The organism is Allobosea sp. 10L417 (assembly GCF_056395485.1).
Genome location: NZ_JBFTJP010000002.1, coordinates 236927 through 249962 on the forward strand (window position 1 = coordinate 236927; position 13036 = coordinate 249962).

Sequence of the window (13036 nt, forward strand, 5' to 3'; positions counted from 1 at the left end):
GGGAATCAGCCGAGGTCCGGCGTGAAGTCGAGCCGGTTGTCGAACTTGATGTCGCCCTTGTCGTTCTTGACGATGTTGTAGCCGTGCAGGCCGTCACCGTTCTTGTCGAAGTTGTATTGGCCTTCGGCGCCGTTATGGCCGCGGATCGCCAGCATGGCCTCGCGCACCTTGTTGGGCTCGGTCGAGCCCGCCTTGTTCATCGCCATGGCGAGGCAGGTCACGGCGTCGTAGGTCCAGGACGACTGGTTGTCGGGCGCGACCTTGCGGACATCGCGATAGGCCTTGCCGAAGGCCTTGGAGGCATCGCTCGAGTCCTCGGCATAGTCCGCCACGCCATAGGTGTTGTAGAGCGCCGGACCGGCGAGCTTGAGCGCCGAGATGTTGACGATCGAGGGCGAGCCGACCCAAGGGATGGTGACGCCGAGCTGGCGCAATTGACGGGCGAAGATGCCGAGATCGGTCTCGAAGGTGAAGTAGGTGCCGAGGATGTCTGCACCGGACTGGCGCACCGCCAGAACGACCGGCGTGAAATCCTGGCTCTGGTTGGCATAGCCCTGGTCGAGCGCGAGCGTCGCGCCGTTGTCGGGCAGGGCATCGGCAAGCGCCTTGCCGCCGGCCGTGCCGAAGGCGTCGGTCGAATGGACGATCGCCCATTTCTTCTTGCCGAGTTCCTTGACGCCGAACTGCGCGATCACCTTGCCCGAATAGGAATCGTTCGGGCGGAAGCGGAAGAGCCAGGGATTGCCGAGCTTGGTCAGGTTCGGGTCCGTGCCGCCGAAGCCGACGGGCTTGCCGATCTTCAGCATATCGGGCGCCATCGCATGCATCTGCGTGGAGCGGATCGAGCCGATGAAGGCGACGATGTCGGGCTGGCTGGCGAGCTTGGAGAAGGCGAGGACCGCACCGGGATTGGTGGTCTGGTCGTCCTCGAAGATCAGTTCGAGCGGCTTGCCGAGCACGCCGCCGGCCTTGTTGACCTGTTCGAGCGCGATCTTGGCGCCGGTCTGGGCGAAGGAGCCGGATTCGGCGGCGGCGCCGGTCATCGGCACGACCATGCCGAGTTTGACGGTGGCGCCTTGGGCGTAGGCAGTCCGCATGACGGCCGGGGCGGCAATGGTACCGGCGAGAACGGTCGTAAACCCGCGACGGGTCAGGTGCATCGTTATCCTCCCGATTTAATGGATTAGATCGGATCTGAGCGCCCGATTGCCGTCATGATGAAATATCTACGCCTCTGTCTGAACAGCGTCGTTGTCATCCTTTAGTCTATGACCGAGGCGGGCTTCGTAGGTTCTGCATTGCGACGTGCGCGGGTGGAGATCGTCTTCGCGCCATCGCCAGCCAAATTGACGCCGGGCCCGATCGACGGCCGATGCGGAATCGAGAGCGGGCCATCGATGCTCGTCCGCCGCCACGGCTCGCCCGCCAGCTGCCTGCGCCGACATGAATCCGGGTGCTTGGACGGACTGCCGGGACAGCCACGTTTGCTGCGCTGGCAGCCGATCTGCCGCGTAAATCAGTGAAGTATCGATAGCAGCGCTTCTGCGCCGCTCCTGGTCACGCCGGGCGAGCGCTCGCGATGGAGCACATCTGGCCATGTGCCGTGGTGAAATTACTGGCAGCGTATAAATTGGCGAATTATTGAGCGAGGGATCTCAAATTGTATGCATGACTGCGCGTTTGCCCGCCGCAATCGGTGCCCATCCCCGGCACGGGAGCGCTTCAAGCCCGGCACGGTAACTGCATTGCCCCTCCCGAACGGAAGCGTCCGGCGCAGAGCGGCGTCGGCTATCTCGGGAGAGCACCATGGCCATCACGCGTCGCGCCGCCATTGCCGGAGGCCTGTCCGCGCCATTCCTGATGTCGGGGCGCGCCAGCGCGCAATCACCAAGCCGCGCCGAAACCTTGCTGCTGGTGCAGGAATATGGGCCGAACAGCCTGGACATGCAGGGCATCGGCGCCTCGCAACCTGTGAACGGCGTGGCGCTCAACTGCTATGACCGTCTGCTGCGCTTCAAACCCGTGCCGATCCCCGGCGGTGGCGGCAACCAGGTTTCGATGAGTGAGCTCGAAGGCGAGCTTGCGGAAAGCTGGCAGGTCGCCTCCGACGGCATGAGCTGCACTTTCAAACTGCGCGATGCCAAATTCCATTCCGGCCGCCCCGTCACGGCCAGGGATGTGAAGTGGTCGCTGGACCGCGCCGTCACCATCGGCGGCTTCGCCACCACGCAGATGAACGCCGGCTCGCTGGAGAAGCCGGAGCAGTTCGTCGCCGTCGACGACAAGACTTTCCGAATTGATTTCCTGCGCAAGGACAAGCTGACCATGCCGAATCTGGCGGTCACGATCCCCTTCGTCTTCGACTCCGAACTGGCGATCAAGAACAGCGGCGGCGATCCGCTCGCGAAGGAATGGCTGAAGAACAATGTAGCGGGCTCCGGCGCCTTCAAAGTCGAGAGCTGGAAGCCCGGCGTCGAGACGATCTATGTGCGCAATGACGCCTGGGCTAGCGGGAAGCTGCCGCAGCTCAAGCGCATCATCGCGCGCGACATCGCCTCGCCTTCGACGCGCCGCGCGCTCATTGAGCGCGGTGACGCCGACGTCTCCTACGGTCTGCCCCCTAAGGATTTCAAGGATTTGCTCGACGGCGGCAAGATCAACGTCGTCGGCGTTCCCATTCCCAACGGCGTCTGGGGCCTCTATCTCAATAGCCAGGTCGGGCCGTTCAAGGATGCCCGTCTGCGCCAGGCCGTCGCATGGGTGCTGCCCTACGACAAGATGCTGCAGGCCTCGCTGTTTGGTCGTGGCGTCGACATGTCCGGGGGACCTGAGACACCGCCGCCGGCCTGGCCGACGCCCTTCGCCTACAAGACCAATGTCGAGAAGGCGAAGGCGCTCGTCGCGTCCGCCGGTGGCGGCTTCTCGACTACGCTGCAGTTCGATGCCGGAAACGCGACGGTGGCCGAGCCGATGTCCGTGCTCATCAAGGAAGCGCTGGGCGCGATCGGCATCGAGGTTGAGATCGCCAAGATTCCCGGCGCGAATTTCCGCACCGAGATCGCCAAGAAAACCAATCCGATGACGCTGAACCGCTTCGCCGGCTGGCTCGATTATCCCGATTATTATCTGTTCTGGACGATGCACGGCAACAATTCGATCTTCAATATCGCCAATTACCAGAACCCGGAGCTCGACAAGCTGATCAATGCCGCCCGCTTCACCACGGACACAGCCGCGTACCAGAAGTTCGTGGTCGACTTCGTCAAGCTGGTCGAGCGCGAAGTGCCGATGATCCCGATCTCTCAGCCGACCCACGACGTCGCGATGCAGAAGTCGATCGGCGGCTACCAGTTCCAGCCCTGCCGCGAGCCGGACTTCCGCTACTTCACCAAGGGGTGAGGGGTGTTTTCACGAGCAGGTGCCATGCGCCTGCTCGTCATCCTCGGGCTCGGCCCGAGCATCTCGATCAAGCGATTCTCGGGTCTGCGCTGCGTTCCGCCCGAGAATGACGCAAGCAATCTCGGGGGAACTGTACATGCTAGGCATGATCGCCGCCCGTTTGAAGACGACGATCCCTTCGGTGATCGGCGTCATCATCGTGACTTTTCTGCTGACGCGCGTGCTGCCTGGCGACACCGCCGCCTATTTTGCGGGCCCCGCCGCCTCGAAGGAGGCCATCGCCGATATCCGCGGCAAGCTTGGGCTCGATCAGCCGCTGCCGGTCCAGTTCGCGTCCTATGTGACAGCGCTGGTTAAAGGCGATCTCGGCACCTCGCTGACGACGGGACAGCCGGTGACAGTCGATCTGGCGCAGCGCCTGCCGGCTTCGGCCGAACTCACGCTCATAGGGCTGCTGATCTCGATGGCGATCGCGCTGCCGCTCGGCGTGCTGGCGGCCGTCCGACAAGGCTCCTGGATCGACCCTCTCTGCCGGATCGTCGCGACAGCCGGCGTCTCGCTGCCGGTGTTCTTCACCGGGCTGCTTCTGGTCTACGTCTTCTATTTCATCCTCGGCTGGGCGCCGGCTCCGCTCGGGCGGCTCGATGTCTTCTTCTCGGAGCCGCCGCGCGTCACCGGCTTCCTGCTGATCGACAGCCTGATCGCGCGCGATCTCGAGATCTTCCGGGCCGTGCTCGCGCAATTGCTGCTGCCGGCGCTGACGCTCGCGATCTTCTCGCTGGCGCCGATCACGCGCATGACACGCGCCTCGATGCTGGCCGTGCTCGGCGCCGATTTCGTGCGTACGGCGCGCGCCAGCGGCCTGTCGAGCCGCAAGGTCATCGGCACCTACGCCTTCCGCAACGCCATGCTGCCGGTGGTCACCACGCTGGGCATGGTCTTCTCCTTCCTTCTCGGCGCCAATGTGCTGGTCGAGAAGGTCTTCGCCTGGCCGGGCGTCGGCTCCTATGCGGTCGAGGCCTTGCTCGCCTCCGACTACGCGCCGATCCAGGGCTTCGTGCTGACCATGGCGATCCTCTACGTCGCGCTGAACCTCATGATCGACATCCTCTACGGCGTCATCGACCCCCGTGTCCGGCTGGAGGGCTGAGTCATGAACGAGTTGAGCAAGATCGAGCCCGCCCAACTGCGTTTCGAGGCTCCGCCCTCGACAACGCTGCTGGCCCACGCCCGGCATATCGTCGCGGAAAACCCCGTGACCGGCTTCGCCTTCGGGCTGTTCGCGCTGATCCTGCTGGCGGCCGTCTTCGGCCCCTGGCTCACGCCCTATGATCCGCTGGCCTCGAACACGAATGCGGCCCTTCAGGGGCCGAGCGCGGCGCATTGGTTCGGAACCGACCAACTCGGCCGCGACATCTTCAGCCGCGTGGTCGCGGCGACGCGGCTCGATTTCTCGATCGCCGTTGCCTCGGTCGCACTGGTCTTCCTGCTCGGCGGGCTTGCCGGCGTCATGGCCGGCTTCTTCGGCGGCTGGGTCGACACGCTGGTCGGGCGCGTCGCCGACACGATCATGGCCTTTCCGCTCTTCGTGCTGGCGATGGGCATCGTCGCGGCGCTCGGCAACTCCGTGACCAACATCGTCATCGCCACCGCCATCATCAATTTCCCGCTCTACGCACGCGTCGCCCGCGCCGAGGCGAATATCCGCCGCGAGGCCGGCTTCGTGCAGGCGGCGAGGCTCTCGGGCAATTCGGAATGGCGGCTGCTGCTGACGCAGATCGTGCCCAACATCATGCCGATCATGGCCGTGCAGATGTCGCTGACCATGGGCTACGCCATCCTGAACGCGGCGGGATTGTCTTTCATCGGCCTCGGCGTCCGGCCGCCGACCCCGGAATGGGGCATCATGGTCGCCGAAGGCGCGAGCTTCATCGTCTCGGGCGAGTGGTGGGTCGCCTTCTTTCCGGGCCTTGCGCTGATGACCGCGGTGTTCTGCTTCAACCTGCTCGGCGACGGCGTACGCGACCTCGTCGACCCGCAGCGGAGGAACTGACGATGAGCACGCCTCTCCTCGATGTCAGCAACCTCACCGTCGAATTCGCGACCCGCCGTGGCACGGTGCAGGCCGTGAAAGCAATCGACATCAGCGTCGGCAAGGGCGAGACGGTCGCGATCGTCGGCGAATCCGGCTCCGGAAAGTCCGTGACGTCCTACGCGGTAGTCCGCATCCTCGACCGGGCCGGCCGGGTTGCGGAAGGTTCGATCGCCTTCTCCGGCGTCGATCTGGTCTCCGCGACCGAGGCGCAGATGCGCGACCTGCGCGGCCGCGAGATCTCGATGATCTTCCAGAATCCGCGGGCCGCGCTGAATCCGATTCGCAAGGTCGGCAAGCAGATCGAAGACGTGCTCGTCCAGCATGTCCAGGCGACGCGCGCGACCGCGCGGGAGAAGGCGATCGAGGCGCTGGAGAAGGTCAGGATCGCGCGCCCGGCCGAACGCTATGACGCCTATCCGTTCGAGCTTTCCGGCGGCATGTGCCAGCGCGTGGTCATCGCTTTGGCGCTGGCCTGCCAGCCGCAGCTGCTGATCGCTGACGAACCCACCACAGGCCTCGACGTCACCACGCAGAAGGCGGTGATGGACCTCATCGTCGAGCTGACGCGCGAGCGCGGCATGTCGACCATCCTGATCACCCATGATCTCGGCCTCGCCGCCGCCTATTGCGACAAGGTCGTCGTGATGGAGAAGGGCCGCGTCGTCGAGACGGCGAGCGCCGCCGACATCTTCCGCAATCCGCAGCATCCCTATACGCGCAGGCTGATGAAGGCGACGCCGCGCATCGGAATGAGCCTGCGCGATCTTTTGCCGGAGGACCAGGCGAAGCGGGCGGCTGCCACCCAGCCGGCCGCGCGCTCCAGCGCGCGCCCACCGCCAAGCTCCGCCGGCGCAACGCCGCTTCTCGTCGTCGAGAATCTCGTCAAGGAATATCCTCGCCCGGCCAAGGGCTCGTTCCTCGCCAAGCTCATGGGCAAGGCGGAGCCGGACCAGCCGGCCTTCCGTGCCGTCGACAGCATCGGGTTCGAGGTGCGCCGCGGCGAGACGCTGGGCCTCGTCGGCGAATCCGGCTGCGGCAAATCGACGACCTCGATGATGGTCAACCGGCTGCTCGATCCGACATCCGGTCGCATCATCTTCGCCGGGCAGGATATCGGCGCGATTCCGGCGAAACAGTTCGCCGCATCGCCCTTCCGGCGACGTATCCAGATGGTGTTCCAGGATCCGACCGACAGCCTCAATCCGCGCTTTACGGCCGAGCGGGCTATCGTCGACCCGATCCTGCGCATGGGGAGTGTCCGGGGCCGCGCCGCGCTCAGAGCCCGCTGCGAGGAGCTGGCGCAGCTCGTCGGCCTGCCGGTGGAGCTGATCGACCGCTTCCCGCATCAGCTCTCGGGCGGCCAGAAAGCGCGCGTCGGCATCGCGCGGGCAATCGCGCTCGACCCCGATCTCGTCATCCTCGACGAGCCGACTGCCGCGCTCGACGTCTCCGTCCAGGCCGTCGTGCTCAACCTGCTGGAGGAGCTCAAGCAGCGGCTCGGCATGAGCTACATCTTCGTCTCGCATGACCTCAACGTTGTGCGCCTGCTCTGCGACCGGGTGATCGTGATGCGCAGCGGGCAGATCGTCGAGCAGGGCACGGCCGAGGCCGTCCTCGGCGCGCCCACGGCGGAGTATACGAAAGAATTGCTCACCGCGATTCCGCACCCGCCGGCATGACGCCTCCTTCACCCGCACGTCGAAGCAACAGGGCCATGAAGATCAACGATCCCGCCATCCTTGCGGAAGTAGAAGCCGCTTTCGCCGAATATGAGAAAGCGCTGACCACGAACGATGTGGAAACGCTCGACAAGCTTTTCAGGAACGCCCCTGAAACCCTGCGCTACGGCGTGGGCGAGAACCTTTATGGCTATGCGGAAATCGCGGCCTTCCGGGCAGGGCGCTCGCCCGTAGGGCTGATGCGGGCGCTGGAACGGACCCGGATCACCACCTATGGCGATGACTTCGCCACCGCGAACACGCTGTTTCGCCGGGATGGCATGACCGGCAAGATCGGGCGCCAGAGCCAGAGCTGGGTCCGGTTTCCGGAAGGCTGGCGCGTCGTGGCCGCTCATGTCAGCATCATCGCCGAATGAGCGGCGGGGATGACCGAGCGAATCTTGCCCGCTAGGCCGGGCGCCCCGGCGGCTGCGCTTCCACGACCGGCCGCCATGCGACGCAGTGCGACCCAACCCGATGCCGAAGCGGGTGCGCTCACCCGCACCGAGAGCCTGCGCCTGCAGCTAGCCGACGAGATCGTCTCCGGCCTGCTCGCGCCCGGCCAGGCGCTCGACGAGCAGGAGCTGGCCAAGCGCTTCGGCGTATCGCGCACGCCCGTCCGCGAAGCCATCCGCCAATTGTCCGCTTCCGGGCTGGTGCAGGTCAGGCCGCATCGTGGCGCGCTCGTCGCGTTGCCGACACCGGAGCAACTCCACGACATGTTCGAGGCGATGGCAGAGCTGGAAGCGCTCTGCGCCGGGCTCTCCGCCCACAACATGGACACGGCCGAGCGCCACGGGCTGGAGGCGATCCATCTGGAGTTGCGCGGACTGGTGCACCAGGGCGATCCGCTGCGCTACCACGAACGCAACGAGGCCTTTCACGGCGCGATCTATGCCGGCACCCATAACGGCTATCTGGCCGAGATGACGCTGATGACGCGCAAGCGCGTCGCGCCGTTCCGGCGGGCACAGTTCCGCACGACCGGGCGGCTCGGAGGCTCCTGGCAGGAACATGACGTGATCGTGCAGGCGATTCTGCGCGGTGACCGGCAGGCCGCCACTGATGCGATGCGGGCCCATATCGGCTTCGTGCGCGATGCCTTTCGCAGCTATGCGGGGGCGCGCTGAGCCGACTGCGCCGCGACGAAGGCGCGCCAGCCGCCGAAGTGGGTGACGTCCCGCGCGTCCTGCGTCGCCACGGCCTCGCACAGGAAGCCCTTGACCAGCGTGCCGTCGGCCAGCCCCAGCGTGCCGATCCCCAGCGGCGCGGGAATACCGGCGACGAAGCGGCCGAAGCCCTCCGGCGGCAGCGACCAGACCTCCAGCGAGATGGCTCCGCCGCCATTCGCGACGCGCACCAGGCCCGGCCGCATCGGCGGGCCACCCGGCAAGGCGAAGAGCCGGTAGTCGGGCGTCGTCGTCGTCGCGCGGATAAAACTGCCGCCCAGAGCCGTCAGCTCGCCATTGAGCGGCATGCCTGAAAGATGGGCGCCGACGACCGCGATCTCGATGCCGCCGGGTTCGCCCGAAGTCGGCCAATCCGGCGCCGCCGGCATGGGACGGCCGGTTGCGCCGAGCGGCAGGCCGCTGGCGGCATGGAAGGCGCGCCCGAAGCCTGCAAGAGCCGCATCCTGTGCCACTGGCGCGATCAGCGTGACGCCGGCCGCCGTGCCGTCGCTTGCGACGCTGACCGGCAAAGCGAGTGCGCAAAGATCCAGCAGGTTCACGAAATTGGTATAGCGTCCAAGCATGGAGTTGGCGCCGATCGGATCAGCCGCCATCTCGGCCATGGTCACCGGGCGGGGAACCGTCGGCACCATCAGGGCGTCGACGGCCTTCATCGTGGCCTTGGCCGCGAGCGCGAGTTCCGCCAGGCGATAGCGCGCGGCGAAGGCGGCTGCGGCATCCGGCAAGGGCTTGCCGGCGATGACCTGTTGGATCACCGGCAGGATCGCATCTGGATCGCTCGTGTAGAGATCACGGATGGCGAGCCAGCGTTCGGCGACCCAGGGGCCATCGTAGAGCAACCGCGCGGTCTCGTAGAAGGGCGCAAAGTCGAGCGGCACGATCTCGGCTCCAAGCGCTGCCGCCCGCTCGAGCGCCGCCGCGTAGCTCGCTTCGGCAAGGCGATCACCGGCGAAATCGCGATCGGCCGGGCCGGGCACGCCGAGCCGGATCGAGGGCGGCGCGGCGCCGGGGCGGCCGAGCGGCAGCGACCTCGAAAACGGATCGGCCGGATCGAGCCCCGCCATGACATCGAGCACGGCCCAGGCATCTTCCACCGTCAGCGCGAAGACGGAGATGCAGTCCAGCGTGCGGCAGGCCGGCACGACGCCGGCGCTCGGTACCAGCCCGACACTTGGCTTGAGCCCGACGATATTCTGCAAGCCTGCGGGAACGCGCCCCGAGCCGGCCGTATCCGTGCCGAGCGCAACCGGCACGATTCCGGCCGCGACCGCGCTCGCCGAGCCGGAGCTCGACCCGCCGGGAACGAGGTCGGCCCGCAGCGCGTTGCGTGGCGTCCCATAGGGCGAGCGCGTGCCGTTGAGCCCAGTCGCGAACTGGTCGAGATTGGTCTTGCCGATGACGATCGCGCCTTCTGCCCGGAGCCGCCCGACGGCGCTCGCATCTTGTGTCGGCGTGTAGGCGAAGGCGGGACAGGCGGCGGTCGTGGGCAGGCCCGCGACGTCGATATTGTCCTTGACGGCGATCGGCATACCCCAGAGCCTGCGGCCTCGCGGTCCCTCCGCCTGCAAGCGCTCGGCTTCCGCGACGACCTCTGCTTCAGGGCGCAGCGTGATGAACATCGCCGGGTCGCCATGCGCCCGCCAGCGCGCATAGCAGCCCGTCACGGTCTCGCTGAGGCGCCGGGCTCCCGCGAGATGCGCGGCCAAAAGCTCGGTCAGGGTTTGCACGCGGCGGCCTCCATCATAGTGCCCAAAGGGCAGGCAGTTCCCATCGGCATGTATGCAAGAGTTGTGCGCGCGGTTCGGCATTGCGGCCGGCCGCGCCGAAAACCCGGCGATCGCCGATGACGGCCGCGCCGGAGCGGGCGGGCACGCGCCTTGCAGAGCCTTCGGCATCTGTCGCCCAGGGAGTCGCTATGGGTCGTCTCGTCATTCCGGCTCAGCCCGCGCCTTTCGCGCTCGAGCCAGAGCGAACCGCCTTGCTGATGATCGACATGCAGCGCGACTTTCTCGAACCCGGTGGCTTTGGCACGGCACTCGGCAACGACGTCTCGCGGCTCCGCACCGCCATTGCCCCATGCCAAAGCTTGCTCGACACTGCGCGAGAGGCCGGTCTTTTCATCATTCACACGCGCGAAGGCCATCGCGCCGATCTCTCGGACGCGCCGCCCGCCAAGCTGGAGCGCTCTTCTCCGGACAAGCGGATCGGCGCCTGCGGCCCGATGGGCCGCATCCTCGTCCGCGGCGAGCCCGGCCACGACATCATTGCCGAGCTCGCTCCGCTTTCCGGCGAACCCGTCGTCGACAAGCCCGGCAAGGGTGCCTTCTACCAGACGGATATCGACCTGATGCTGCGCAATCGCGGCATCACCTTCCTGATCGTCGCCGGTGTCACCACCGAGGTCTGCGTCCACACCACCATCCGCGAAGCAAATGATCGCGGCTATCGTTGCCTCGTACCCGGCGACGCCTGTGCCTCTTACGTCCCGGAATTCCACGAGGTCGGGTTGCGGATGATCGCGGCCCAGGGCGGCATCTTCGGCTGCGTCACGACCAGCGCCGAGATCGGCGCGGCCTTTGTGGCAGCGCTCGTTCGCATGGAGAGAGCGGAAGCATGAAGACGGCAGACAATTCGCCCGGAGGCTTCGACCCCGCCCGCCATCTCGAGGTGATGGCACCGACGCTGGGCCTGGCGATCAGCGAGGCGCAAAAGCCGGTCGTGTTGCAATTCCTCACCATCGCCCACAACATGGCGCGGATCGTCGACGCGACGCCGCTGGCCGACGACAGGCTGGAGCTGGCGCCAAATTTCCGCCCCGGCTTGCCGGGAGGCGGCCGATGAGCGACGCCTTCGCCCCGGCTCACGAGGCCGCCCGCAGGATTCGCGACGGGGAGGCTACCGCCGAGGAGGGGGTCGCAGCGGCGCTCGCCCGCATCGCAAGGCTCGATCCGCATGTGAACGCCTTCACCGACTTGACGGCGCAGCGCGCCTTGGAGCAGGCACGCGTGGTCGACGTTGCCCGATCGCGCGGTGAGCCGCTTGGGCCGCTGGCGGGCGTGCCCTTCGCCGCCAAGAACCTGTTCGACATCACCGGCCTGCCGACGCGCGCCGGCTCGAAGATCAACCGAGAGCGGCGGCCGGCCACGCGGGACGCGGTGCTCGTCGAGCGCCTCGCCACGGCCGGCGCGATCCTGCTCGGCGGCCTCAATATGGGCGAATATGCCTATGACTTCACCGGCGAGAACGCCCATGACGGCCCCTGCCGGAACCCGTACGATCTGGCGCGGATGGCCGGTGGCTCCTCCTCGGGCTCCGGTGCAGCGACTGCCGCAGGCTTCGTGCCGATCGCGCTCGGCTCCGACACCAACGGCTCGATCCGCGTCCCGGGCTCGCTTTGCGGGGTTTTCGGGCTCAAGCCGACTTATGGGCGCCTGCCGCGCACGCGTTCGTTTCCCTTCTGCGATTCCCTCGACCATCTCGGACCGTTGGCGCGGGACGCAACCGATCTCGCGCTTTCCTACGACCTGATGCAGGGCCCCGATGCGGGCGACCCGGCCTGTGCACAGCGGCCGGTCGAGCCGGTGATGCCGCATCTGCATGATGGGCTCTCGGGGCTGCGCATCGCCGTGGCGGCCGGCTATTTCGCGACCGACGGCATGCCGGAAGCTGACGCTGCAGTTGCAGCGGTGGCCAAGGCGCTTGGCGGCAAGCCGGGCCTCGTCATGGAGGGCGCCGCGATCGCACGCGCCGCCGCCTTCCTGATCACCAATGCGGAAAGCTCGACCTTCCATCTGCCGCGCCTGCGCGAACGGGCCGATGATTTTGATCCCGAAACGCGCGATCGCTTCCTGGCGGGCGCCCTGCTGCCGGCTGCGTGGTATGTCCAGGCACAACGTGCTCGCCGCTGGTTCCATGACGAGATGATGCGATGCTTCGCCGAAGTCGATCTCATTATCGCGCCGGCCACGCCATGCCCGGCGCCGCTCATCGGTCAAAAGACCCTGGAGGTCAGGGGCGAGACCCTTCCGCTGCGCCCAAGCCTGGGGCTGTTCACACAGCCGATCTCTTGCATCGGGCTGCCCGTCGCGGTCGTGCCGGTCCGGGGCGGCGGACTTCCGATCGGGGTCCAGCTCATCGCACCGCCGTGGCGGGAGGACATTTGCCTGAGAGCCGCCTACGCGCTGCAGGAAATGGGCCTGTGCAGGGTCGGCTCTTCGGCAAGCCTCCAAAGTCTCCGCTGATCGAGCGCCGCCGAACCAGCGCTCTGTCCCGACGGCGAGAGCTGCAGCAGCCCAAGTCGACTGCACTCCCGCGCTCGGCTGTTTTTCAGCCGGCAGCAGTTCGAGGATCGACACGCCCGGCTTTTGGTCAAAACCGCAACCTGATCCTGTCTGCCCGCAGGGCCACACTCCAGCTAACTGAAACGTTCCTGCCAAAGGAGGCGTGCTTCCTCCAGAGCGCGTGGGTAGTCATCAACTCCCTGTTTGCGAATGGTCAGAAGCGCTACCGCCGCCGTGTTGACAACCACTTCGACCGCGCGCGCGTCGCGTTCTGCCCCCGCCCAAACCGCTTCCCAGTTTTCCATGACTGAATAGATCGAGCGAGGTGGCGACCTGATCTCGTTCTGCATGGGA

The 13036-nt window shown here is 66.6% G+C and carries 12 protein-coding genes; 9 read left to right on the forward strand and 3 right to left on the reverse strand.

Annotated elements, in window-relative coordinates:
* Positions 1–5: 5 nt before the first annotated feature.
* On the reverse strand, positions 6–1160 hold the full coding sequence (locus AC1DE3_RS07285) for an ABC transporter substrate-binding protein (protein WP_441512278.1): 1155 nt from the start codon (positions 1158–1160) through the stop codon (positions 6–8).
* Positions 1161–1806: 646 nt separating this feature from the next.
* Between AC1DE3_RS07285 and AC1DE3_RS07290 the strand changes: the two genes are divergently transcribed.
* From AC1DE3_RS07290 to AC1DE3_RS07315, 6 genes are all read left to right on the forward strand, one after another.
* Positions 1807–3399 (forward strand): ABC transporter substrate-binding protein, encoded by a 1593-nt coding sequence (locus tag AC1DE3_RS07290; RefSeq protein WP_441512279.1) that lies wholly within the window; start codon positions 1807–1809, stop codon positions 3397–3399.
* 136 nt (positions 3400–3535) lie between these two features.
* Positions 3536–4549 (forward strand): ABC transporter permease, encoded by a 1014-nt coding sequence (locus AC1DE3_RS07295; RefSeq protein ID WP_476852294.1) that lies wholly within the window; start codon positions 3536–3538, stop codon positions 4547–4549.
* Between the two features lie 3 nt (positions 4550–4552).
* Complete coding sequence (locus AC1DE3_RS07300) at positions 4553–5452, forward strand: ABC transporter permease (protein WP_441512281.1); 900 nt, start codon at positions 4553–4555, stop codon at positions 5450–5452.
* Positions 5453–5454: 2 nt separating this feature from the next.
* Positions 5455–7173, forward strand: coding sequence for a dipeptide ABC transporter ATP-binding protein (locus AC1DE3_RS07305; protein WP_441512282.1), 1719 nt, complete (start codon positions 5455–5457; stop codon positions 7171–7173).
* A 35-nt stretch (positions 7174–7208) separates the two neighbouring features.
* On the forward strand, positions 7209–7589 hold the full coding sequence (gene hpxZ, locus AC1DE3_RS07310; protein ID WP_441512283.1) for an oxalurate catabolism protein HpxZ: 381 nt from the start codon (positions 7209–7211) through the stop codon (positions 7587–7589).
* Between the two features lie 75 nt (positions 7590–7664).
* Complete coding sequence (locus tag AC1DE3_RS07315) at positions 7665–8342, forward strand: GntR family transcriptional regulator (protein WP_441512284.1); 678 nt, start codon at positions 7665–7667, stop codon at positions 8340–8342.
* On the opposite strand, the gene atzF is transcribed toward AC1DE3_RS07315, so the two are convergent.
* On the reverse strand, positions 8324–10129 hold the full coding sequence (gene atzF, locus AC1DE3_RS07320; RefSeq protein ID WP_441512285.1) for an allophanate hydrolase: 1806 nt from the start codon (positions 10127–10129) through the stop codon (positions 8324–8326). The genes AC1DE3_RS07315 and atzF overlap by 19 nt on opposite strands.
* 188 nt (positions 10130–10317) lie before the next feature.
* Here atzF and AC1DE3_RS07325 point away from each other — a divergent pair, with 188 nt between their 5' ends.
* Genes AC1DE3_RS07325 through AC1DE3_RS07335 form a run of 3 tightly spaced genes read left to right on the forward strand, consistent with a single transcriptional unit; the run spans position 10318 to position 12643 of the window.
* Positions 10318–11019 carry a cysteine hydrolase family protein gene (locus tag AC1DE3_RS07325; protein WP_441512286.1) on the forward strand — a complete coding sequence of 234 codons (702 nt, stop codon included), beginning with the start codon at positions 10318–10320 and terminating at the stop codon, positions 11017–11019.
* Entirely contained in the window at positions 11016–11243 is a 228-nt protein-coding gene (locus AC1DE3_RS07330) for a DUF4089 domain-containing protein (RefSeq protein WP_441512287.1), read from the forward strand. The genes AC1DE3_RS07325 and AC1DE3_RS07330 overlap by 4 nt, the downstream gene beginning before the upstream one ends.
* A complete protein-coding gene (locus AC1DE3_RS07335; protein WP_441512288.1) occupies positions 11240–12643 on the forward strand; it encodes an AtzE family amidohydrolase in 1404 nt (467 codons plus the stop codon). The genes AC1DE3_RS07330 and AC1DE3_RS07335 overlap by 4 nt, the downstream gene beginning before the upstream one ends.
* Positions 12644–12816: 173 nt before the next feature.
* Here AC1DE3_RS07335 and AC1DE3_RS07340 read toward each other — a convergent pair whose 3' ends face one another.
* Positions 12817–13032, reverse strand: coding sequence for a hypothetical protein (locus tag AC1DE3_RS07340; RefSeq protein WP_476852295.1), 216 nt, complete (start codon positions 13030–13032; stop codon positions 12817–12819).
* Positions 13033–13036: the final 4 nt, after the last annotated feature.